This window comes from Thalassospira sp. UBA1131, from assembly GCF_002311515.1.
Lineage (GTDB): Bacteria > Pseudomonadota > Alphaproteobacteria > Rhodospirillales > Thalassospiraceae > Thalassospira.
In genome coordinates this window covers 823-22,049 of the sequence record NZ_DCAO01000116.1, presented here as the reverse complement: position 1 = coordinate 22,049, position 21,227 = coordinate 823, and the positions used below count along the sequence as shown (strand labels likewise).

Annotated in this window: 23 protein-coding genes; 16 read left to right on the top strand and 7 right to left on the bottom strand. The window is 55.3% G+C overall.

Going from position 1 to position 21,227, the window contains the following annotated elements; genetic code table 11:
- The first annotated feature begins 101 nt into the window (after nt 1–101).
- Both rplQ and B3Z49_RS19690 read left to right on the top strand, forming a co-directional pair.
- Entirely contained in the window at nt 102–533 is a 432-nt protein-coding gene (gene rplQ / locus B3Z49_RS19695) for a 50S ribosomal protein L17 (protein WP_296994001.1), read from the top strand.
- Nucleotides 534–721: 188 nt separating this feature from the next.
- On the top strand, nt 722–2,179 hold the full coding sequence (locus tag B3Z49_RS19690) for a DegQ family serine endoprotease (RefSeq protein WP_296993998.1): 1,458 nt from the start codon (nt 722–724) through the stop codon (nt 2,177–2,179).
- Between the two features lie 66 nt (nt 2,180–2,245).
- Here B3Z49_RS19690 and B3Z49_RS19685 read toward each other — a convergent pair whose 3' ends face one another.
- The gene (locus B3Z49_RS19685; RefSeq protein ID WP_296993996.1) at nt 2,246–3,475 is read right to left on the bottom strand and encodes an MFS transporter; all 1,230 of its coding nucleotides are present in this window, start codon (nt 3,473–3,475) and stop codon (nt 2,246–2,248) included.
- A gap of 206 nt (nt 3,476–3,681) precedes the next feature.
- Between B3Z49_RS19685 and B3Z49_RS19680 the strand changes: the two genes are divergently transcribed.
- The 5 genes from B3Z49_RS19680 (at nt 3,682) to B3Z49_RS19660 (ending at nt 8,051) form a co-directional block, all read left to right on the top strand.
- Entirely contained in the window at nt 3,682–4,995 is a 1,314-nt protein-coding gene (locus B3Z49_RS19680) for a replication-associated recombination protein A (protein WP_296993995.1), read from the top strand.
- Nucleotides 4,996–5,113: 118 nt separating this feature from the next.
- A complete protein-coding gene (locus B3Z49_RS19675) occupies nt 5,114–5,719 on the top strand; it encodes an FMN-dependent NADH-azoreductase (RefSeq protein ID WP_063087040.1) in 606 nt (201 codons plus the stop codon).
- A gap of 178 nt (nt 5,720–5,897) precedes the next feature.
- Nucleotides 5,898–6,428 carry a DUF1499 domain-containing protein gene (locus B3Z49_RS19670; protein ID WP_296993988.1) on the top strand — a complete coding sequence of 177 codons (531 nt, stop codon included), beginning with the start codon at nt 5,898–5,900 and terminating at the stop codon, nt 6,426–6,428.
- A 130-nt stretch (nt 6,429–6,558) separates the two neighbouring features.
- Entirely contained in the window at nt 6,559–6,951 is a 393-nt protein-coding gene (crcB, locus tag B3Z49_RS19665; RefSeq protein ID WP_296993984.1) for a fluoride efflux transporter CrcB, read from the top strand.
- Nucleotides 6,948–8,051 carry an RluA family pseudouridine synthase gene (locus B3Z49_RS19660; protein ID WP_296993982.1) on the top strand — a complete coding sequence of 368 codons (1,104 nt, stop codon included), beginning with the start codon at nt 6,948–6,950 and terminating at the stop codon, nt 8,049–8,051. Before crcB ends, B3Z49_RS19660 begins: the two co-directional genes overlap by 4 nt.
- A gap of 18 nt (nt 8,052–8,069) precedes the next feature.
- Here B3Z49_RS19660 and B3Z49_RS19655 read toward each other — a convergent pair whose 3' ends face one another.
- Complete coding sequence (locus B3Z49_RS19655; RefSeq protein ID WP_296993979.1) at nt 8,070–8,978, bottom strand: LysR family transcriptional regulator; 909 nt, start codon at nt 8,976–8,978, stop codon at nt 8,070–8,072.
- A gap of 235 nt (nt 8,979–9,213) precedes the next feature.
- Here B3Z49_RS19655 and B3Z49_RS19650 point away from each other — a divergent pair, with 235 nt between their 5' ends.
- From B3Z49_RS19650 to B3Z49_RS19635, 4 genes are all read left to right on the top strand, one after another.
- Nucleotides 9,214–10,497, top strand: a complete 1,284-nt coding sequence (locus tag B3Z49_RS19650; protein WP_296993975.1) for a TRAP transporter large permease — start codon at nt 9,214–9,216, stop codon at nt 10,495–10,497.
- A 70-nt stretch (nt 10,498–10,567) separates the two neighbouring features.
- Nucleotides 10,568–11,545: a TRAP transporter substrate-binding protein gene (locus B3Z49_RS19645; RefSeq protein WP_296993972.1), complete on the top strand. Its 978-nt coding sequence runs from the start codon at nt 10,568–10,570 to the stop codon at nt 11,543–11,545.
- Nucleotides 11,546–11,669: 124 nt separating this feature from the next.
- Nucleotides 11,670–12,179 carry a TRAP transporter small permease gene (locus tag B3Z49_RS19640; protein ID WP_296993969.1) on the top strand — a complete coding sequence of 170 codons (510 nt, stop codon included), beginning with the start codon at nt 11,670–11,672 and terminating at the stop codon, nt 12,177–12,179.
- A 95-nt stretch (nt 12,180–12,274) separates the two neighbouring features.
- Complete coding sequence (locus B3Z49_RS19635) at nt 12,275–13,465, top strand: M20 aminoacylase family protein (RefSeq protein WP_296993966.1); 1,191 nt, start codon at nt 12,275–12,277, stop codon at nt 13,463–13,465.
- 112 nt (nt 13,466–13,577) lie between these two features.
- On the opposite strand, the gene B3Z49_RS19630 is transcribed toward B3Z49_RS19635, so the two are convergent.
- Nucleotides 13,578–13,844 carry a hypothetical protein gene (locus B3Z49_RS19630; protein ID WP_063087045.1) on the bottom strand — a complete coding sequence of 89 codons (267 nt, stop codon included), beginning with the start codon at nt 13,842–13,844 and terminating at the stop codon, nt 13,578–13,580.
- 245 nt (nt 13,845–14,089) lie between these two features.
- On the opposite strand from B3Z49_RS19630, the gene B3Z49_RS19625 reads away from it, so the two are divergent.
- Together B3Z49_RS19625 and B3Z49_RS19620 are read left to right on the top strand one after the other, a co-directional pair.
- On the top strand, nt 14,090–14,788 hold the full coding sequence (locus B3Z49_RS19625; protein ID WP_008892208.1) for an HAD-IA family hydrolase: 699 nt from the start codon (nt 14,090–14,092) through the stop codon (nt 14,786–14,788).
- On the top strand, nt 14,775–15,248 hold the full coding sequence (locus B3Z49_RS19620) for an SRPBCC domain-containing protein (RefSeq protein ID WP_296993960.1): 474 nt from the start codon (nt 14,775–14,777) through the stop codon (nt 15,246–15,248). Before B3Z49_RS19625 ends, B3Z49_RS19620 begins: the two co-directional genes overlap by 14 nt.
- Here B3Z49_RS19620 and B3Z49_RS19615 read toward each other — a convergent pair whose 3' ends face one another.
- The gene (locus tag B3Z49_RS19615; RefSeq protein WP_063087047.1) at nt 15,249–15,863 is read right to left on the bottom strand and encodes an HAD family hydrolase; all 615 of its coding nucleotides are present in this window, start codon (nt 15,861–15,863) and stop codon (nt 15,249–15,251) included.
- A gap of 281 nt (nt 15,864–16,144) precedes the next feature.
- Here B3Z49_RS19615 and B3Z49_RS19610 point away from each other — a divergent pair, with 281 nt between their 5' ends.
- The gene (locus B3Z49_RS19610; protein WP_296993955.1) at nt 16,145–16,969 is read left to right on the top strand and encodes a dienelactone hydrolase family protein; all 825 of its coding nucleotides are present in this window, start codon (nt 16,145–16,147) and stop codon (nt 16,967–16,969) included.
- Between the two features lie 78 nt (nt 16,970–17,047).
- Here B3Z49_RS19610 and B3Z49_RS19605 read toward each other — a convergent pair whose 3' ends face one another.
- From B3Z49_RS19605 to B3Z49_RS19595, 3 genes are all read right to left on the bottom strand, one after another.
- Nucleotides 17,048–17,818 carry an ABC transporter permease gene (locus B3Z49_RS19605; protein WP_008892212.1) on the bottom strand — a complete coding sequence of 257 codons (771 nt, stop codon included), beginning with the start codon at nt 17,816–17,818 and terminating at the stop codon, nt 17,048–17,050.
- 18 nt (nt 17,819–17,836) lie between these two features.
- Nucleotides 17,837–18,622, bottom strand: coding sequence for an ABC transporter ATP-binding protein (locus B3Z49_RS19600; protein WP_063087049.1), 786 nt, complete (start codon nt 18,620–18,622; stop codon nt 17,837–17,839).
- Nucleotides 18,623–18,720: 98 nt separating this feature from the next.
- On the bottom strand, nt 18,721–19,743 hold the full coding sequence (locus B3Z49_RS19595; protein ID WP_063087050.1) for an ABC transporter substrate-binding protein: 1,023 nt from the start codon (nt 19,741–19,743) through the stop codon (nt 18,721–18,723).
- Between the two features lie 283 nt (nt 19,744–20,026).
- Here B3Z49_RS19595 and B3Z49_RS19590 point away from each other — a divergent pair, with 283 nt between their 5' ends.
- Both B3Z49_RS19590 and B3Z49_RS19585 read left to right on the top strand, forming a co-directional pair.
- Entirely contained in the window at nt 20,027–20,740 is a 714-nt protein-coding gene (locus B3Z49_RS19590) for an ATP12 family chaperone protein (RefSeq protein WP_296993946.1), read from the top strand.
- A gap of 307 nt (nt 20,741–21,047) precedes the next feature.
- A partial coding sequence (locus tag B3Z49_RS19585) for a hypothetical protein (RefSeq protein ID WP_296993943.1) occupies nt 21,048–21,227 on the top strand: 180 nt, incomplete at its 3' end.

The window sequence follows — 21,227 nt, the reverse complement described above, 5'->3', positions numbered from 1 at the left end:
CGCACGTGCATAACCTGGCCTTTGTGTGAAAGTGATCAGGGTGGCGGCGCGGTTTTACAATCGGTTTCGTGAGCGAAGCCAGGCTATTAAGGAGAGTTACCATGCGTCACGGTATGCAAGGCCGTAAGCTTAATCGTACTTCGTCCCATCGTAAGGCGATGTTTGCCAACATGGCAGTTTCACTGCTCACCCACGAGCAGATCAAAACCACTCTTCCGAAGGCCAAGGATCTTCGCCCGTATGTCGAAAAACTGATTACGCTGGGCAAGCGGGGCGACCTGCATGCACGCCGTCAGGCCATTTCGATCCTGCGCGATGACAAAGTCGTTGCCAAGCTGTTCGGCGAAATCGCTGACCGCTACAAAGAGCGCGCTGGTGGTTACACCCGTGTTCTCAAGGCTGGCTTCCGTTATGGCGATGCGGCTCCGGTTGCTGTGATTGAACTTGTCGATCGCAACGCCGATGCAAAAGGCGCGGAAGACCGTGCTCGCCTCGAAGCAGAGGGCGAAGGCGAAGAAGCAACTGCTGAATAAGCAACGCTTCGGCCTTTAAGAAACAGAAACGGGCGATGCCATTCGGTGTCGCCCGTTTTCTTTTTGCTAAATGACATAAAGTTCATGTTTCCGACAAGGTTGCGCGTAAGGTCTAGTTTCCCTAATTGATGACAAGTCTTTGTCGGTCACAGGACCGCGAACAAGCAAACCAACAGAGAGAGTGTGACGTGCAGGCAAGATGGATTTCAAAGATTGTCGCCTTTGCCATAATCGGACTGACGACGATTTCCAGCACAGGCAATCTGGCCCATGCCCAAAGCCATGAAGCCACCCTGGACCGGCGTTTGCCGTCAAGCCAGGCGGACATCAAGATGTCGCTTTCGCCATTGGTCAAACAAACCGCCCCGGCGGTTGTCAACATTTACACCAAGAAGGTCGTCGAACAACGCCAGCGCACGCCGTTCTTCAATGACCCGTTCTTCAAACAGTTCTTTGGCGATCGTTTCGGTGGTGCCTTTGGCGCCCCGCGCCAACGTGTTGAACGCTCGCTCGGGTCCGGTGTGATTGTTTCGGGCAATGGCACGGTGGTCACCAACCATCACGTGATTGATGGCGCCAGCGAGATCCGCGTTGTCTTGCACGACAACCGCGAATTTGATGCCGATCTGGTCGGATCGGACGAACGCACCGATCTTGCAGTCCTCAAACTGCGCGGGGTTGATAACGAACTGCCGGCCATTCCGTTTGGCGACTCTGATGCGGTCGAGGTTGGCGACCTTGTGCTTGCCATCGGCAACCCGTTTGGTGTCGGGCAGACCGTGACCAGTGGCATCGTCTCGGCGCTGGCGCGCGCCGGTGTCACCGGTCAGGATTATCAATCCTTTATCCAGACTGATGCCGCGATCAACCCGGGCAATTCCGGCGGCGCACTGGTCGATATTGATGGCAACCTGATCGGGGTGAACTCGGCGATCTTTACCAAGTCCGGCGGTTCGAACGGCATCGGCTTTGCCGTTCCGGCCAATATGGTCAAGGTGGTGATGCGCGGCCTGATCAGTGGCGATCTGCGTCGGCCCTGGCTGGGTGCGGCCGGGCAGTCGGTGACGGCCAATCTGGCGGCCTCGCTTGAACTGGATCGCCCGCATGGTGTCCTGATCAACAAGGTGCGCGCCGGAAGCCCGGCTGAACGCGGCGGCCTGCAATCGGGTGACGTTGTCATCGCGGTCAACGGCCTGGCGGTTGATAACCCGAACGAGCTTAAATTCCGTATCGCAACGCTTGAGCTGAATGGCGAGGCAAAGCTGTCAGTCCTGCGGCGCGGGGTCGAAACCATCCTTGCCATGCCGCTGGAAGTCGCACCCGAAATTCCCGCCCGTGACGAAAGCATCATTGATGGCCGCAACCCGTTCAGTGGCACCAAGATCGCCAACATGAACCCGGCACTGGCCGATGAACTGGGCATCGATACGCTCAGCGAAGGTGTGATGATCCTGGCCGTCGCCCGCGATAGCCTCGCACGTCGTACGCGTCTTCAGGCCGGTGACTATATCGTCGAGGTCAATGGACAGCCGATTGATACGGTCGCGCGTTTCAAGGAAGTCGTCCGTGCCGGTGAACGCAGCCGCGACTGGAAGATTTCCGTCAAACGCGATGGCAAAGTCCTGACCGGTGATTTCACCCTGTAACCCTCAGGTCTGATACCGAAAACAAAGGCGCGTACCGCTGTGGTGCGCGCCTTTTTTGTGTCTTGGTCAGTCGGCATTACCAGACACGGGCCGGTGACGCAGCATCATCAGCGCGGCAAAGGTCACAAGGCCAAGCACGATGGTCAGCAAAATCGCATATTGCCCGTAATCATCGATCAAAAGCCCGAAGACAAACGGGGCTGCCGCCTGTGCAAAGCGTGAAGGTGCCATGATATAGCCTTGCCGGGCGCCATATCCAACCGGGCCAAAGGTCGCCAATGGCAATGTCCCCTTGGCGATGGTCAGGATCCCGTTGCCGATCCCGTGCAGGCTGGTAAACAGCATCCCGACCGGCCCGCCAAAGATCAAAAGCAACACCGCCCCCACCGGATGGGTCAGGGCCGAAAGCCGTGATGAAATCAGCGGATGCATCTTTTTCAGCAACCCGAATTCGGCCAACCGGCCTGCAACCTGTGCGGGCCCCACAAGCGACGCCGCAATCAGCGCACCGGCAGCATCCATCCCCGAAATTTGCAACAGGCGGGGCAAATGTGCCGCCATGGCCGTTGCGGTAAACCAGCTGGCGGCAAACACGATGGCCAAAAGGATCATCGGCATGTTGAAAATATCCGAGCGTGATAGCTTGGCCGGGGCAAGGACAGCGGCAGGGGATGCTTTGGCCATATCCGCAGCAGGCGACGTGCGGTTGCCTGTCTTGGTGCGCGGGATCAGAAACAGATTAAGCGGCAAGCCCAGCACGATATGCATCACCGCCCAGAAATAGCACGCGGTGCGCCAGTCAAACTCGGCTTCTAACCCGGCGGTAATCGGCCAGCAGATCGTGCTGGCAAAACCGGCAATCAGGGTAATGCCGGTGATCGGGCCGCGTGCATCATGGCCATAAATCCAGCTGAGCGTGGCAAAGGCCGACTCATAAAGCCCCATCGACATGCCAACACCAATGACGCACCACGCCACACACATCATGGTCAGGCTATCGGCCGTGCCCAGCATCGCAAGACCTGCGGCAAAGATCAGGCTGGACACCGCCAGCACCGTGCGCCCACCAAACTGATCAATCCGCGCCCCGGCCTTGGGCCCGAGTAACGCTGCAAACACCAGCGCAAGTGAAAAGGCGCCAAACGCCCAACCGGGTGGAATGCCAAGCTCATTCGCCATCGGTTCTGCCAGAATGGCCGGCAGATACAATGTGGTACCAAATGCAAGGGTCTGTCCCGTGCCCAACCCGATCACGATTGGCAATTTGGCGGGCGTGCCATGCGAAGTCGACGTCATGGCAGGCCCCGACAGTCAAGGTCGGGCAGGCAGGCAAAAACGAGCGTCACGAATGTGTTCTTTTTGTTGCTTGGATGGAAACAAGCCTGAAAGCTATGCCGCACATATGCCAGCGTCAATCGACGATGTTTCGTCTGTCATCAATGTCATCTGCGTGTTACTTTCCGGTCAAGACGCCCCAAGAACCAACATCGTATTGTTCCAGTATGGTTTCCCTGTTTGAAAGTCAGGTCACGCGCCCTTTGGCCGACAGACTGCGCCCCGCCAAACTCGATGAAGTGGTGGGCCAGGGGCATCTGTTTGGCGATGATGGCCCGATCACCCGCATGATCAAAACCGGCCGCGTGCCGTCCGTGATCCTTTGGGGGCCGCCGGGCTGTGGCAAAACGACATTGGCCCGGCTGATGGCCGATGTTGCCGATATGGCGTTTGAACCACTCTCGGCGATCTTTTCTGGCGTTGCCGACCTGCGCAAGGTGTTCGAACGTGCCCGTGCCCGCCGTTCCACCGGTGGGGCGACGCTTTTGTTCATCGATGAAATACACCGTTTCAACAAGGCCCAGCAGGACAGCTTCCTGCCCTATGTCGAAGACGGCACCATCACCCTGATCGGCGCGACCACCGAAAACCCGTCCTTTGAATTGAACGCAGCGCTTCTTTCGCGCTGTCAGGTGCTGGTGCTCAAGCGTCTTGACGATCAGGGCCTTGAAGAACTGCTTGTGCGGGCCGAAAAGGAAATGGGCTTTGAACTGCCTGTCACGCCCGAGGCACGCGAAACCCTGCGCGCCATGGCCGATGGCGACGGGCGTTATTGCCTGAACCTGGCAGAGGAACTGTTTTCCCTACCGCCCAGCGAAGATGATGGCCCGCTTGGTGTGGCGGAGCTTGCCCGCACCGTGCAAAAGCGCATGCCGATCTATGACAAGGGCGATGACAGTCACTACAACCTGATCAGTGCGCTGCATAAATCCATCCGGGGTTCCGACCCGGACGCAGCCCTTTATTGGTTTAACCGGATGCTGGCCGGGGGCGAGGATCCCAAATTCGTCGCCCGCCGACTGACCCGCATGGCGGTCGAGGATATCGGTCTTGCCGATCCGCAGGCCCAGCAATTCTGCATCGGGGCGTGGGAATCATACGAACGCCTTGGCAGTCCTGAAGGCGAACTGGCCCTGGCCCAGGCGGTGATTTACTTGGCCCTCGCGCCAAAATCCAATGCCGGGTATGCGGCTTATAAAAAGTCGCTCAAGATCGCGCGCGATACCGGGTCGCTGATGCCACCCGCCCATATCCTTAATGCCCCGACGAAGCTGATGAAGGATATCGGCTATGGCACCGGTTATGCCTATGACCACGATCAGGAAGATGGCTTTTCCGGCCAGAACTACTTCCCCGAAGGCATGCGGCGGCAGAATTTCTACGAGCCGGTCGAACGCGGCTTTGAACGCGATCTGAAAAAGCGCGTCGAATATTTCGATCGCCTGCGCGCAGAACGTCAAAAGAAGTGCGACAATAACTAGCGTAGGGCGTGTTAGGTTCCAAAATGGAAACAATCTGGTGAAGAGTCTCTGGCTAAACAGATCGGTTTGGCAGGCGTAAGTTCAGGGCAACAAACAAACCCGGACTCGGAGACTGAAAATGACTAAAGTTCTGCATGTTAGCGCATCTGTGAATGGTGAGAACTCGAACTCCCGCCAGATCGCCCTCAAACTGATCGACCGTATCAAGGCCGCAGATTCATCGGCAACCGTTATCGAACGCGACACCAACGAGGCAGTCGTTTCAGCGATCACCGGCGAAACCGTTGGTGCCTATTACACCCCGGCTGAAAACCGTTCGGAAGCTCAGAAAAAAGTGATCGCCGCATCTGACAAGATGGTGGCTGAGATTATGGATGCAGATGTTCTTGTGATCGGTGCACCGATGTACAACTTCTCCATCCCGTCGACCCTTAAGGCTTGGGTTGACCTGATTGCCCGCGTTGGTGTGACCTTCAACTACACCGAAAACGGCCCGGTTGGTCTGGTCGAAGGCAAAAAAGCCTACATCGTCGCCGCAACCGGTGGCGTTCCGGTCAATAGCCCGGCTGATTTCGCGACCCCGTACCTCAAACAGGTTCTGGCCTTTATCGGCATCACCGATGTTGAAGTCGTCGAAGCGTCTGGCTTTGGTGTTAACGCCGAAGAAGCCATGGCCAAGGCAATTGCCAATGTCGAAGCTGCCAAGCTGCCGGCCGCTGCCTAAGCATCCCGGTTCAAAAACTCCGATACATTCCCGCCGATCAGCGAATTTCCATATCCCCCCCTTGGTTTGCTGATTGACGGGCGTGGTTCCCGAAATGCCCGACGGTTCCCTCCCGTTCGGGCATTTTGATTCTTAACCTTTTGTGGTTAATGTATCGGAGTTCGCAAAAGGGCAGGTGGTGTCATTGAAACGGCTGGCGATGGTTGCAATCTGGGGGCTGCTGGTACTGGCAGGCATTTTCGTAACGGTCCGTTTTACCGGGCTGATGGATCATATGTTGCCTGCTGGCGATCCCCCCAATATGACCTTCGGGCGCGATGCCGACCTTCCGGACGTACCGAATTTCTTCCTTGCCTGTCCGGCCGATCGGCTGCCTGACAGTGACCGCGCCATGCAAAGTCCGTCTTTTGCGGCGTCGGTCGCGACACTGACCGAGGTTTTGATCGAAACCGCCCCGGATCACGGCATGACGTTGATGACCGATGTTTCAGGTGGCAAGGCCGGTCGCCTTTATTTCCTGGCACGCTCAGCAGTATTTCGTTTTCCCGACTGGGTCGAGATCGAGCTGATCCTGCCGGAAACCGGCAATGATGTGGCTTTCTGTTTGTTCGCCCAATCGGTCTATGGCAGCGATGATTTCGGGCAAAATGAAAAACGCACACGTGCCTGGCTTGCCGATGTCGAAGCCCGGATGGGACAAAATCAATAAACCGGGATAAACCGCCAAGGCCAATGCGATTGATCATCCGTTGGCCATGGTGTTTGATACCCTTGGCTGGCATGGGCCCATGCCGTATTCACACGTGACATTTCAGGACTGAGGGAATAGGTTCCGCGCCATGCAATTTTCACCGTTGTTAATCGCATCCATTGCCTTGGGCGGTGCCATTGGTGCCGTTGCGCGTCACAGTGTTTCCGTCATGATGGGCTCTGTGATGGGTCCTGGATTTCCCTGGGGAACCTTGACGGTCAATGTCGTCGGTTCGTTCCTGATGGGGGTGCTGATCGAAGTTTCCGCCCTGAAACTATCCATGGGGCTTGAAACGCGCGCACTCCTTGTGACCGGTTTTCTGGGGGCGTTTACAACTTTTTCGACATTCTCGCTGGATGTCGCGACCTTGTATGAGCGGGGCAATATGGGGCTTGCTGCCCTTTATGTTGGTGTTTCCGTGGTGGTCGGTATTTCGGCATTGTTTGGCGCAATCGCGCTGGTAAGGGGTATTCTGCAATGAGTGGTGTCACTCTGCGCAAGGTCAAGGCAGACGAGGCCGACATTCGGCTCGATCGCTGGTTCAAGCGCAACTGTCCCGAATTCACATTTGGTCAGGTCCAGAAATTCCTGCGTGGCGGTCAGATCCGTGTCGATGGCAAACGTGCCAAGGCCAATCAGCGTGTTGAGCCGGGCCAGGAAATCCGTGTGCCACCCGCGCCGGTTATGTCTGGTGGCGGCACCGGCCCATGGGCCGAAGACGGTTCGAGCTATAACCCGTCTGAAGTCCAGCAACGCAAACAGGCTGGCCCCGCCAAGTCCGACGCGACCGAGGCAGAGCTGCAGGCACTGCGCGATTCCGTCATTTTCTATGACGAGTTGGTTCTGGCGATCAACAAGCCCGCCGGCCTTGCCGTGCAGGGCGGGACCAACACAAATGTTCATGTCGATGGCATGCTTGATGCGCTGAAACTTGATAGCAAGGAACGCCCGAAGCTGGTCCACCGTCTGGACAAGGACACCAGTGGTGTTTTGCTGCTGGCCCGTTCGGCATCGGCGGCCCATGCGCTGACCAAGGCGTTCAAGGATAAATCGACCCGCAAGCTTTACTGGGCGATTGTCACCGGTGCGCCTGCGGAACGCGAAGGCATGATTGATGCTCCGCTTGCCAAAATCGCTGGCAAGGGCGGGGAGAAAATGGTCATCGACGAAAAGCTCGGAAAATCGGTACAGTCTGTCTTCCGTCAGCTTCACCGCGCCGGGCGCAAGGCCGCATGGCTTGCCCTGTCACCGCTGACCGGTCGTACTCACCAGCTGCGTGTTCATTGCGAGGCCATTGAATGCCCGATCCTCGGCGACGGCAAATATGGTGGACCCAAGGCGTTTATTGATGGCCTGTCCAATCAAATGCATCTGCATGCACGTGCGATTGATTTCCCGCACCCCGTGACCGGCCATCGCGTCGTGATCGAGGCACCCGTGCCGGAACATTTCGCCGAAACGCTCAAAAAGCTCAATTTCGATCCGAAAACGCCGACCAAATTCCTGACCCCGGAAATTCACCGCGAAAAGGAAGAAAAGCCCAAGCCAAAGGCAAAGCCGTCGCGTGCGCGCAAACGCTAAACGATCTCGCGAAACCGGTTAGCGCGTCCGGACTTGGGTGCCAAATCCATTGCGCAAGGATTCTTGTAGAACCGAGATGCTGCGGCGTTTCGGGGATCGGGCCAGCTCGATGGTTGCCAAAGACACCAGTGTTTCTGGCACCATCGGCCTGCTGACCAGACTGTCGTTGGAAAAATCATGGGCGGTCTGGGTGTCGACAATGGTGATCCGCCGTGTGGTCCCTGCCAGACCAACCGCGAACGCCAGCGAAAAGGCCGAAATCGATTGCGCCGGATAGGTATCATGTTCTTCCATCAGGTCGTACAACCGGCGACCAAGCGGCGCATCGGGGTTGGGCAAAATACAGCTATGCCCTGCAAGATCCTTAAGGTGGATTTCATCTTGCGCACATAGTGGATGTTCGGTCGGCAGCATCACGGTCAATGCACATTCGCCAAACGGTGTCTGGCGCAAATCCGGGCTTGGCGGCAACAACCCACCAATTGCCACGTCAATCGTGCCGGAACGAAGCGCGATCAGCTGACTGACAGCTCCGCCACCTTCAATAATAATATCGAGATTGGGCAGTTGCCGGTTCAAATCGGCAATTGCTGTCGGCACCAGAGACAGCGACAAGGTCATCACGGACATGATGCGCAACGACTCATCTTCGCCGCGGCGAATGGATTCCACCGTATGATCGACCTGTGCGACACGTTCAAACAGTTGTCCCGTCTCAGCATAAAGACGTTGTGCTTCCCAGGTTGGTTCGATCCGACCCCCTTCATGACGATAAAGCGACACCCGCAACTCGTCCTCGAAAATTGCCAGATGTCGGCTGACGGTTGGTTGGGCCAGTTTCAGTTTCCGCGCAGCCGCACTGATATTGTGCGAGTTTTCAAAAACCGTTCTGAATATCTGTAACCGATGCAGGTTTGTCTCGTTCATTTTTATAAATGCCTGTTTCTTTGCCCCGGGCTTTTATCTGAGTCTACTCCTGTCGCCGGATTACCAAACCACGTCATGAGTTTTGTGCGTATATGCCTTGGGATAGTAGGAAATCCGCATAAAAACTATATATATCAGCCTGGCTATAGGTCAAAGCTATAGTGTGTAGATAATTATGAGATTGAAATATAGCGAAAGGTGAGCATCCTTTATTGCAATAAGGGAGGCTAAAAAAATGGCTGCGATACCATTCATTTTTCTGATTGTTGCGATGCTTTCGGGCAGTGCAATCGCCTATTTCGTCGGAAGCGCAACCGTCATTGCCTTCTTTACCGAAGATCATATGCGCTATCTGGCTGCGCTGCCCCAACGTGTAATGGGGCAGCTTGATGTGTTTGCCTTTCTGGCGATGCCACTTTTTATCCTGACCGGTGAATTGATGAACAGGGGCGGCGTTACAGAGGCACTGATTCGCTTTTCCATGTCCATGCTGGGGCGCTTCAAAGGTGGCCTTGGTCATGTCAATATCCTGACCTCGGTGTTCTTTGCCGGTGTATCCGGTTCGGCATCTGCCGACGCCGCGGCCCTTGGCAATACACTTGTGCCGGTGATGGAAAAACAGGGCTATCGTCGTGATTACGCCACGGCGATTACGGCTGCGTCTGCAATTATTGGCCCGATCATTCCACCATCGATCATCCTGATTTTCTATGGGGCACTTCTAAATACGTCGGTCGTTGCACTGTTTGCCGCCGGTATTGTGCCGGGCTTGCTTTTGGCCGCAGTTCTGATGGTGGTGAATGGTATCATGGCCCATCGCCATGATCATCCGGGCGGACGTGGGGCGGATATCCCGGCATTTTTCCCATCGCTGTTCGCGGCCTTACCGGCACTGTCCCTGCCAGTCGTCATCCTGAGCGGCATTCTATTTGGCGTCATGACCCCTGCCGAGGCCGCTGGCGTTGCCGTTATTGCCGCAGCGCTTGTCGGTGTCATTTATCGCCAGCTTAAGCTACGCGACCTGATCGAGGCGATCAACCGCACGGTCATCCTCTCGGGGGCTGTATTCATCATTCTGGTGGCGATTGCGACCTTTGGGTATCTGACATCGATTGAGCAGATCCCGCAAAAGATGGCTGCGCTGATCGGTGATGTCGGGCTGAGTGTCACGGGCTACATGATTGTGCTCAATCTGATCTTCTTGGGCGCCGGTATGATTATGGATGTGAAGGCTGCTGTTGCCTTGCTTGGGCCGCTGCTTATTCCGCCGGCAATTCAGATGGGTGTCGATCCGACTCATATGGGGATTTTGGTGGGCTTTAACCTGACGGTTGGTTTGCTGACACCGCCCTTGGGTGGGGTGCTTCTGATCCTTAGCACGGTTGTTGATATCGGATACTGGCGGCTTGTCCGCGCAGTCATACCATTCCTTGTCGTAGAGCTGATTTTGCTTGGTGTTCTGATCTATGTGCCAGACATCAGCCTCGCTCTGCCGCGTTATCTCGGTTTGGTCAATTAGGTCATCTTTGCGGGGGCTGTCTGATCGTCCCCAAGGTGAAAACAATTCTTTTTCTATCAGGGAAAATAACATGAAACTTTGGAAGTCTGTTTGCTTTGCTGCCTTTGGCGGCATGATGCTGGCAAGCCCGGCAATGCCCGCCGAAAAGATCGTGATTGCCTTCGCCGGTCAGGAAAACCTCGAAACCGATGCTGAATATGTGTTCATCAACAGCTTTTCCCAAAGCCTGAAAAAACACGGTATCGAAACACAGGTTCATCCGTCCAACAGTCTGGGCAAGGAAACCGATCGTTTCGATCAGACCTCTCAGGGCCTGATCAATGTGAACGTCGGCAATGTTGGTATGCTGTTTAAGGCATCTGAATTCGCAAGCACCCTGTTCCTGCCGTTCCTGTTTTCTGATGATGCGCAGTTTGATGATGTTCTTGCCCGTTCGGGCGCTTACGACAAAATCAACGAAGAAGCAGCACCCTTGGGGATCAAGGTTGCTGGTGTCGCCATGCGTGGCGGCAGCTTGGGGCTGTTTAACATCGACCACCCGGTCACCAAGTTTGAAGACGTAAAATCTCTGCGCCTGCGTGCACAGAACGGCGATCAGGTCAAATTCTTCGAAGCATGGGGAGCAAAGGCCACCATCGTAAGCTGGGCTGAAACCCCGAATGCCTTGCAGACCGGTGTTGCACAGGGCCACTACAACCCGCCTTCAACCGTTGTTGCCGCAGGCCAGGTCGAACTGCTGAAATACTTCACCCCGCTTGATGGTGGGCCGGTTCCGCGTGTGATTTTCCTGTCTTCTGACTGGTATGACAGCCTTGATGATGAAACCCGTGGTTATGTCGATCAGGCAATCGAAGACGGCATTGCCGCAAACCGCAAATGGGCCGCTGCCAAGGTCGCTGAATTTGAACAGATCATCACCGATGGCGGTATCAAGATCACCCCACTCGAAGCCGGCGAACGCGAAAAGTTCGTCGAAGCAACCAAGGCTGTCTGGCCTGAAATTGCAGATCCTGACGATATCGCCTTCATCGAAAAATACATGAACTAACAATGCTATCTGCGGACAATGGGAATGCCTTTACGCATCCCTTTGTCCGCCCTCGCACGGCTAACGGCAGAACCAATAACAGGGGCGCAAGGATACGATCATGAAATGTCTGGCACGAATTTTTATGACAGCAAGTAACGGCGTTGATCTTGTGCTGCGTTGGGTCGCTGGTGTTTTTGTGGTGATCATGGTGGCGATGATTTGCCTTCAGGTCGCAGCCCGTTATGGTTTTTCTTCGCCTCCTGCCTGGACCGAAGAGGCCGCGCGCTATGCCATGGTCTGGGTCGGTTTGTTGGGGGCCAGCATTTCCTTTAAGGCCGGGTTCGATCCCGCTTTGATGCGTATGTCGCCGCGATCAGCGACCACGGTGCGCGTGTTGACTGCACTGGTTCGCGCAAGTTCTGTGATGATCTTTTTGGCACCGGTGCTTTGGTATTGCTTCTTTGGGCCGGGAATGAATACCGCGCGTTCCTTCCTTGCAAGAAGCCTTGTGACCACAGCTGAAACATTCGACATGCCATCGATTTTTGTCGCGGCAAGTGTCCCGATCTTCATCGTTGCGATCTTTCTGCACGGGGCAGCAAAGTGCCTTTCCATCTTTGGCGATGAACAGCCCCACAAAGAAGCGCACTAGCCCGCGATCTCCATAAAACCTTCCGACCTATTTTTCTGCTGCTGCGCGCAAAGCGCCGCACAGAACAAAACACGACGATAGACAAAGGATTTGAGATGTCACCGATCAATGTGGAAACAATCGCCCGTGATGCGGATTTCATTCAACGGCTGACCGATATTCGCCGCGATATCCACGCCCATCCGGAAACGGCATTCGAAGAAAAAAGAACCTCCGATATCGTTGCTGCGTTTCTTGAAAACCTTGGTATCGAAATTCATCGTGGTCTTGGTGGCACAGGCGTGGTTGGCACGTTAAAGGGCAACCGCGAAGGGACGCGTACCATCGGCCTGCGTGCCGATATGGATGCGCTGTTCATCGAAGAACAAACCGGTTTGCCCTATGCGTCGACTGTTGCGGGCAAAATGCATGCGTGTGGGCATGATGGCCATACCACCATGCTGCTCGGGGCGGCTGAAAAACTTGCCAAGAATCCGGATTTCGCAGGCACCATCCATTTCATCTTCCAGCCCGCCGAAGAAGGCCTTGGTGGCGCACGGGTAATGATCAATGATGGCCTGTTTGACCTGTTCCCCTGTGATGCGGTGTATGGCGTGCATAATGGGCCCAAAGAGCCGCTTGGCGTTGTTAAAACCTGTGTCGGTGCGATGATGTCTGCTGGTGATACCTGGCAGGTGTCCTTTGAAGGGACGGGCGGGCATGGTGCTATGCCTGATAAATCAACTGATCCGACGATTGCCGCCGGCAACTTCATTGCAACGGTCGGCAATATCATTTCGCGGAATGTTCCGTCATCGGAGCGTGCCGTCATCAGTGTCGGTCATATCAATGGCGGTGCATTTGACAGCCCGAACATTATTCCGTCATCGGTCATGATCCGTGGCACGGCACGCAGTTTCTCGCCGGAGGTGCGCGACACGCTGGAAAAACGGATTGGTGAACTGGCGCACGGAACGGCCAGTGCGCATGGTGTCGAAGCCCACTATAAGTTCATCCGACGCTATCCGCCGCTTGTGAATACCCAACGCGAAACCGAGGTCGCGGTTCAGGCCGCAACTGGTTCGGTCGGGGCAGAACATGTGGATGGGAACGCAACGCCGCTTGGTGGCAGCGAGGATTTCTCCTTCATGCTTGAAAAAGTCCCGGGCGCCTATGTCATGATAGGTAATGGCGATGGAACGGATGCGCATTTTGTCCACACACCGAAGTTCGACTTCAACGATGATCTGATCGCGCATGGGGTTGCCTACTGGATGAATATTGTCGGGATAGAATTGGCTGCCTGACAGCCTGTCAAAATCCAGGGCATAAATGTCTCAACCGTTAAGACCGAAAAGCCGACGCATTGCGTCGGCTTTTTCGTCCTCCTGATCAAACGGCGTTGGGACACAGTCTGTACTAGGTGTTTTTGCTGTCGAAACGTCTCATGAAGGCGTCATAGACCCGGTTCAGGTGTTGGGCATGAACCGTATTGCCCATGCGTTCACACATTTCGGCCTGGCCCTTAATCATTACGGCAAGCTGTTTGCGGCCGTTTTTGGTATGCACCATGCACTCACCCTCCTCAAGGGCGGTGACCAATGGAATATGCTCGCACTCGGCAATAGCCAGCACTTCCTCCTCGGTGAGGTCGCTGAAGTCGATACAGTCGCGAAGTGTAAGCATGATCTGCCTCCTGTCGCAGAGAGCCTGCCTCTGTCGGGCAGGGCCCTGTAGGCCAGAATTCAATTGTAGCGCGCATCGCACCGCTTAGACAGTAATACAAAATTCACTTGTGGTTTCTGTTGCTTCCCGCACAGCACAAAAAATGCACGGCAATACAACCGCGGGAGACTCGATCTTTGAAACGCTTTCGATTAGTCTCCGCGTTCCAAAATTCGGGATGCCAAACTTTTGATGAAAGACCCCACATGACCACTGATCCGCTTAGACTTGTGATTTTTGATTGCGACGGCACCCTTGTCGACAGCCAGCACGCGATTGCGCATTGCATGGATCATGCCTTTGCGCAGCACGGTCTGGATTGTCCGGGGCTGGAAAACACGCGCACCATCATTGGTCTGAGCCTGCCCGAAGCCATCACAAAGCTGGCAAGCCCGGCACGGGTGGATGAGGACATCATCGCAGCCGTGACAGCCGCCTATAAAACCGCGTTCTTTACCCTGCGCCAGACCCCCGATTTCCACGAGCCGCTGTTCCCCGGTGTGCACGAAGTTCTGATGGAAATCGATGGCCGTAAATGGCTAAGCGGTGTGGCAACCGGCAAGGCCCGCCGAGGTCTTGATGCGGTGCTTGCCCGCAATGAACTTGAAGGCCGCTTTGTTACCCTTCAGACCTGTGACAATCACCCGTCAAAGCCCAATCCCGCGATGTTGATGGCAGCCCTTGAAGAAACCGGGGTGGATGCTCCCAATGCGGTGATTGTTGGCGATACCAGCTATGATATCGAAATGGGCCGGGCGGCTGGGATGATCGCCATCGGCGTTGACTGGGGCTATCATGATGTCGATACGCTGCATAAATCAGGTGCGCACGCCGTCATCAGCCACTTTGATGAACTGACTGCTGCCCTTGATACGATTTGGGAAATTGACCGTGACGCCGCTTAAGAATCCCGACCTTGCCCCGATCCGTTTTGAGCTGACCCTGGCCGTCGATCCCGATGATGCGTTCAACGCCTTTACTGCGGGCTTTGGCGACTGGTGGCCGACCGATACCCATTCGATCTCGAAAAAGGACTGCATCACAGTCGAATTCAATGACGGTGTCGGCGGCGAAATCATCGAACGCGCCAAGGGGCAGGATGATATCCCGTGGGGGCGGGTACGAAGCTGGCAACCGGGTGAACATCTGTCCTTTACCTGGCATCCGGGCTGGAATGCTGGCGACTTTACCCTCGTTGAGGTCTCCTTTGACCTCAACGAGTTTGGTCGCTGTGTCATCCGTTTGGAGCACAAGGCATGGGAAAATGTCGGCGAAATCGCGCCAGCCCTTCGCGAAGGCTACCTCAAGGGCTGGGAATTTGCCTTTGGCGAATGCTTTGGCAATTACCTGCGCCAAAAGCGCTGATCAGTACAGCTGGTATTCGATCAATTCACGCTGCAATTTGACCGGGTCGCGGAACCAGTGGGTGATAAAGCCCAGTTCGCGTGCCTGCTGAATGTTACGCTCGCTGTCATCGATAAACAGGGTTTCGCGCGGGTTAAGCTTGAAGCGTGAAATTGCCAGATCAAAAATCCGCGGATCGGGCTTGGCGAGTTTTTCCTGGCCAGACACCAGAATGTCTTCGAAGTGATCAAGGAACTCAAAGCGTTCCAACGCATGCGGCCATGTTTCTGCCGACCAGTTGGTCAGGGCAAACAGCCGCACCTTTTTGCGTTTTTTAAGGTCTTCAAGAATCCCGACCGTGCGATCAATCGCGCCTTTGAGCATCTCCGGCCAGCGTTCCTGCCATGCGGCGATCTCGTCATGGTGCTGCGGATAGCGGTGCTGAAGGTCCGGGATGGAATTGGCAAAGCTCAGCATCCCCTGATCATGCAGATGGTTCCAGTGCGGATGGCAAACCTCGGCCAGAAAACGCTCCATCTCCGCATCGTCCTTGAACATCTTGCGATACAGATAACGCGGATCCCAGTCGACAAGAACGCCGCCAAGGTCGAACAAAACCGTTTCAATATCGCGCATGTCTTCTCCATCTGGCGGGTTGTGGCTGTTGGGTGCCCCTTTTAATCAGGTGGCGTCCATTGGTGCAAGCAGCAGTTAAGGGACTGAACGCTGTGCTATCATGATCCTTGTTGCGATTGGCACCGTAAACAAACCTGAACGAAATGCGGTCGCGCCTGAATGTAGCTGACGGGCTAGATGACAGGCCAGATGACGGTAATGTCATTTGCCAACCGGGCGTGCCGTCGCAAATGATGGTGATACGGGAAAACCCGAAAACAGGAATCAGAGGAGGCTAGAACATGTGTACGCTAGACGGATGTGGCTCCCACGAACATCTCGGTCCGCCGCCCAAGGCAACCGATGAAGAACGCCGACTGTTTCTGAAGGGCGCAGTTGCCCTGCCTTTGGCTGTTATTCTTGCCGATCCGATGCTGGCCCATGCGGCCGGCCACGGCCTTGATAAAGTGACTATTACCACGCCAGAAGGCGATGAAATGGTCGCCGAAGTCGCCATGCCGGCAACCCTGCCTGCACCCACGGTCATTCTGATCCACGAATGGTGGGGGCTTAATGATCATATCCGCGCGGTGGCGGCTGAATATGCCAAGCAGGGCTATATCGCGCTTGCGGTTGATCTGTATGGTGAACCGCCTGCCACCACGCCGGATGGGGCACGTTCCCTGATGTCGTCGATGGACCCGGCGGTTGCGACCCGCAAGCTGCAGGCCTCGGTCGAATTCCTGCGTAACCACAAGGACTCAACCGGCAAGGTTGGTTCGGTCGGTTGGTGCTTTGGCGGTGGCTGGTCGCTCAATACAGCACTTGCGACCAATATTGACGCAGCCGTGATCTATTACGGTAACGTCAAAAAGACCCCGGAACAGGTCGCAACGCTCAACGCGCCGATCATGGGCCATTTCGGCACCCTTGATAAAAACATCAACCGGGAAATGGTCGAAGGCTTCGAAGAATCGCTGCGTATTGCCGGCAAGACCGACTACCAATTCTTCTGGTATGACGCCGATCACGCCTTTGCCAACCCGACGGGTGGCCGCTATGACGGCGAAGATGCCATGTTGGCCTGGGAACGCACCATGGCCTTCTTTGACGAACATCTCACCTGATCATCGCCAATGGTACGATGAAAAAAGGCCGGGGTTTCCCGGCCTTTTTATTTGTCTGATGATTGGTCTAAATGGGGTTTAGTTCGTCGGATTTCCGCGGTTTGCCCATTTGGTCGATCGGCGTTCGATGACGTTGAAGATCTCGTACATCGCAATCCCCATCACCGCGATCACCAGCAATCCGGCAAACACCAGCGGCATGTTGAATTTCGACGACGCCGACAACATCAAATAACCAACACCAACGTTCGATGCGACAGTTTCCGAAATAACCGAGCCGACAAAGGCCAGCGTGATCGCAACTTTAAGGGATGCAAAGAAGTACGGCATCGCCCGCGGGAAGCCGACCTTGATCAGGATGTCACGACGGGTGGCACCAAGCGACCGCAACACATCGCGCAATTCCGGCTCAAGGGTGGCAAGGCCGGTGGCAACGTTGACCACAATCGGGAAGAACGAAATCAGGAATGCGGTGATAATTGCCGGCACGGTGCCGATGCCAAACCACATCACCAGAACCGGGACAAGGGCCACCTTGGGGACAGAGTTAAATCCAACCAAAAGCGGGTTGGCCGCGTCATAAATCGCCCGGCTTGACCCGACCAGTGCGCCAAGCACAACCCCGAACACCACGGCAATGGCAAAGCCCGCCAGCGTGGTATAAAGCGTGTGATAGGCATGCATCCAGATCGCTTCATGGAACTGCCAGCCGACAATGATGCTCTCAGACGGGGTCGGCAGGACATAGGGCGGAATGTTGAAAATCCGCACAATCAATTCCCACAGCACGAAAAGCCCGATGGCGCTGAGCCAAGGCGTTGCTTTGCGAAGGTTCAATTTCTTTTTCATGACTTTTCCCGCCCTTCCTTATGCTTCTCGCACGTCACGAATGTGACTGCGCAATTCGTGGACAAGATCGGTGAAAGGCTGGGTAAAGGTGGTTTCCTGATCGCGCGGACGGGGCAGGGTGTTTTCACGCTCCACCAGGATTTTACCCGGGCGTTTGGACATCACATAGATGGTATCGGCAAGATAGGCCGCCTCACGCAAATCATGGGTGACCAGAATAACCGTGAACGGCTTGATCATCCAAAGGTTCTGCAAGATGTCCCAAAGCTCTTCACGGGTGAAGGCATCAAGCGCGCCGAACGGTTCATCCAGCATCAAAAGATCCGGCTCATGGATCAATGACCGGCACAGTGATGCACGCTGCTGCATGCCCCCCGACAATTCCCACGGATATTTGTCTTCGTGGCCTTCAAGCCCGACGGTCGCCAAAAGTTTGCGCGCGCGTTCTTCATATTCCGCGCGATGTTTGCGCAGGCGGTTGCGGTGCGGCTTGACGATTTCCATCGGCAACAGAACGTTATCAAGGGTCGTGCGCCACGGCAAAAGGGTCGGGTTCTGAAACGCCATGCCAACAATCTTGAGCGGCCCTGAAACTTCCTTGCCATCGACAATGACATTGCCCTCAGATGGCGGCATCAGACCGGAAACCAGTTTCAGCAAGGATGACTTGCCACAGCCCGACGGGCCGACAACGGCGATAAATTCGCCCTTGTCGATCTTCATATTGGTGGTTTCAAGCGCCAGTTCATCGCCTTCGCTATAGCGAAGTTTGACGTCGTTGAGTTCGACGAAGCTTTTGGACACTGCAGTTATTCCCCCTGCTTGGCCTGTTCGTATTCTTGTTTCTCTGTCATGGAAAACGGGGCAGTCAGAAAATCCGACTGCCCCGCTTCATAAGATGATTATTTCAGCATGCGGTCTTCAGCAGACGGCATGAATTCATCGGTATAGATGTCATCAACAGACGGCTTGTTCTCAAACCCGAATGCCAGGGCAACCTGATCGATGGCCTTGGCCATACGGTCGGCTTTGACAAGGCCCATGCCTTCTTCAAGGGTTGCCGGGGTGACGACGTTTTCATCAATCGCCATCTGCAGACGCTGCAGCTCAAGATCCGGGTTGATCAGCGGATCGACTTCCTTAAGCGCGTCAATTGCAGATTGCGGATCGGCAATCGCCGCCGCCCAACCTTTGACCACACCACGCAGGAAGCCTTTAACTTCTTCCGGGTGGTTTTCCATCATGTCCGGCGATGCCAGGATGCCGTTGCCATAGAAGTCCATGCCAAAGTCTTTGTACATAAAGACGGTCAGGTCATCCTTGGCAACACCCTGTGCCTGCAGGTTCAGGATCGAGGTGAAATAGTGACCGGAAATCGCATCCACATCGCCACGCACCAGCATCGGCTCACGTAGCGGCGGGTCCATGCTTTCCCATGTCACAGCATCAAGGTCGAGACCGGTGGCCGATGCAAATGCCGGATACAGTTTGCGCGATGCATCAAAGACCGGGGCGCCAAGGGTTTTGCCAACCAGGTCTTCCGGCTTGGTAATGCCGGAACTTTTCAGCATGAACAGCGCAAATGGCGGGCGATCATAAACCATGAAGATCGACTTCATGGCGCGGTCCGGGTTGGATGCGTTGAATTCCACCAGCGAGTTGATGTCAGCAAGCGAAAGGTCATAGGCGCCGCTGGCAACACGGGTGATCGCACCGACCGAACCGTTGCCCGAGTCAATCGTGACATCAAGGCCTTCTTCTTCGAAATAGCCGTTCTTCTTGGCCAGAAGATACGGTGCTGCCGGACCTTCGTATTTCCAGTCGAGCGAGAATTTGATCGCCATATCTGCAAGGGCCGCATGCGCGCCAAGGGCAACAGCCGCCCCGATAGCAGCCCCCAAAAGTCGGTTCGTAAACGTGGTCATGTCTAAAGAAGCCTCCTGAATGCGGATCGATGAAACAATCCAGCCACCTGATAAATCCAATGCGCACTTAGCAATGGTCATGCCATGTCGCCTGTGCGCCCGCTTTGTCGCGGTTTTGTAACCTTCGCCCAGCAGAGTAAGGGTGTTTATTATTTGGTCAATGGGGCAATTTGATCAAAAATTATACAGAAATTCTTGATAATCGCTCAATTGGCGCTCTTTATCTGGCAAATTATGTGGCAAATCACTTGCGCAATCCGCTGCTTTTGGGCATATGGCGGTCATGCTTACACAATCGATCAAACGTTTCTATAAAAAGGCCGATGCCAGCGCCGATGAAACCGGGGCCGGCTGGCGCGTGCTTCTTGATGGTCGTGCGGTGAAAACCCCGGCCAAGGCGGACTTTTTGCTGCCATCCGAAGTCCTTGCGCGTGAAATCGCGACGGAATGGGACGCACAGGGCGAAAAAGTCCAGCCTTCCACCATGCCGATCATGCAGCTTGCCGCGACCGCGATTGACCGGGTGCGCCCGAACCGCGATGCGGTAATTGCCGAGCTGACCGGCTATGGCCGATCGGATTTGCTGTGCTATCGCGCATCCTTCCCCGAAGACCTGATCGAACGTCAGGCCAAGACATGGCAGCCGCTGCTTGATTGGTCAAAAGACCATCTGGGGGTGGTGCTAACGGTCACCGAAGGTGTGATGCCGATCACCCAGGACGACCATGCATTGTTGCGTTTGCAGGATCATGTCGAAGGTTTTGACGACTATTACCTGACAGCCCTGCACAGTCTGACGACGATTTCAGGTTCCGTGATCATCGGTCTTGCGGTGATGAACCGCAAGCTCGACACCACAACCGCGTTTGAGGCCTCGATCCTTGACGAAGGCTACGCGATGGAAAAGTGGGGCAACGATGCCGAGGCGATCGCCCGTCTCGACCGTCACCGCGCAGAGTTTTTGGCCGCAGGACGTTATCTGGAGTTGCTGGGCTAACCCGCAACTGGCCGCGCAAACACCATGACCCATACAAAGGAGCAGGTAACTGCTCCTTTTTTTATGCCTGTTTACTGTGCATGCCAGAGCCCTGTTTATTGGTGTTCTACTTTTGAAGGGATTGTCGATCCGGGGCTACAGTTCAATAAGTTAGCTCGATCGGGGAAACGATTTCGCGTCTTCGCTGCAGAATCTGCTTTGCATCAATTTTCAATAGGTATAAAACGGTACCTATACATTGGTATCGGTTATTTTGGTTTCCTGAAGGAGACGCCAGTACGGCGACGGGATGAATTTGTCGGTAAACTTGACCAAACAGACAGGAACTGACGCTTGCGCTGCCGGTGCGGCGCCGGTTCTCTATGAGTTTTTCCGCAATACCCCGTCACGGAACTATTTCGGCGCAGGCGTTTTTGAACTGCTTGGCTACGACCCGAAGGACAGCGACTTTGATCGCACACAGGGTTGGGCGTCCTTGCTTCATCCC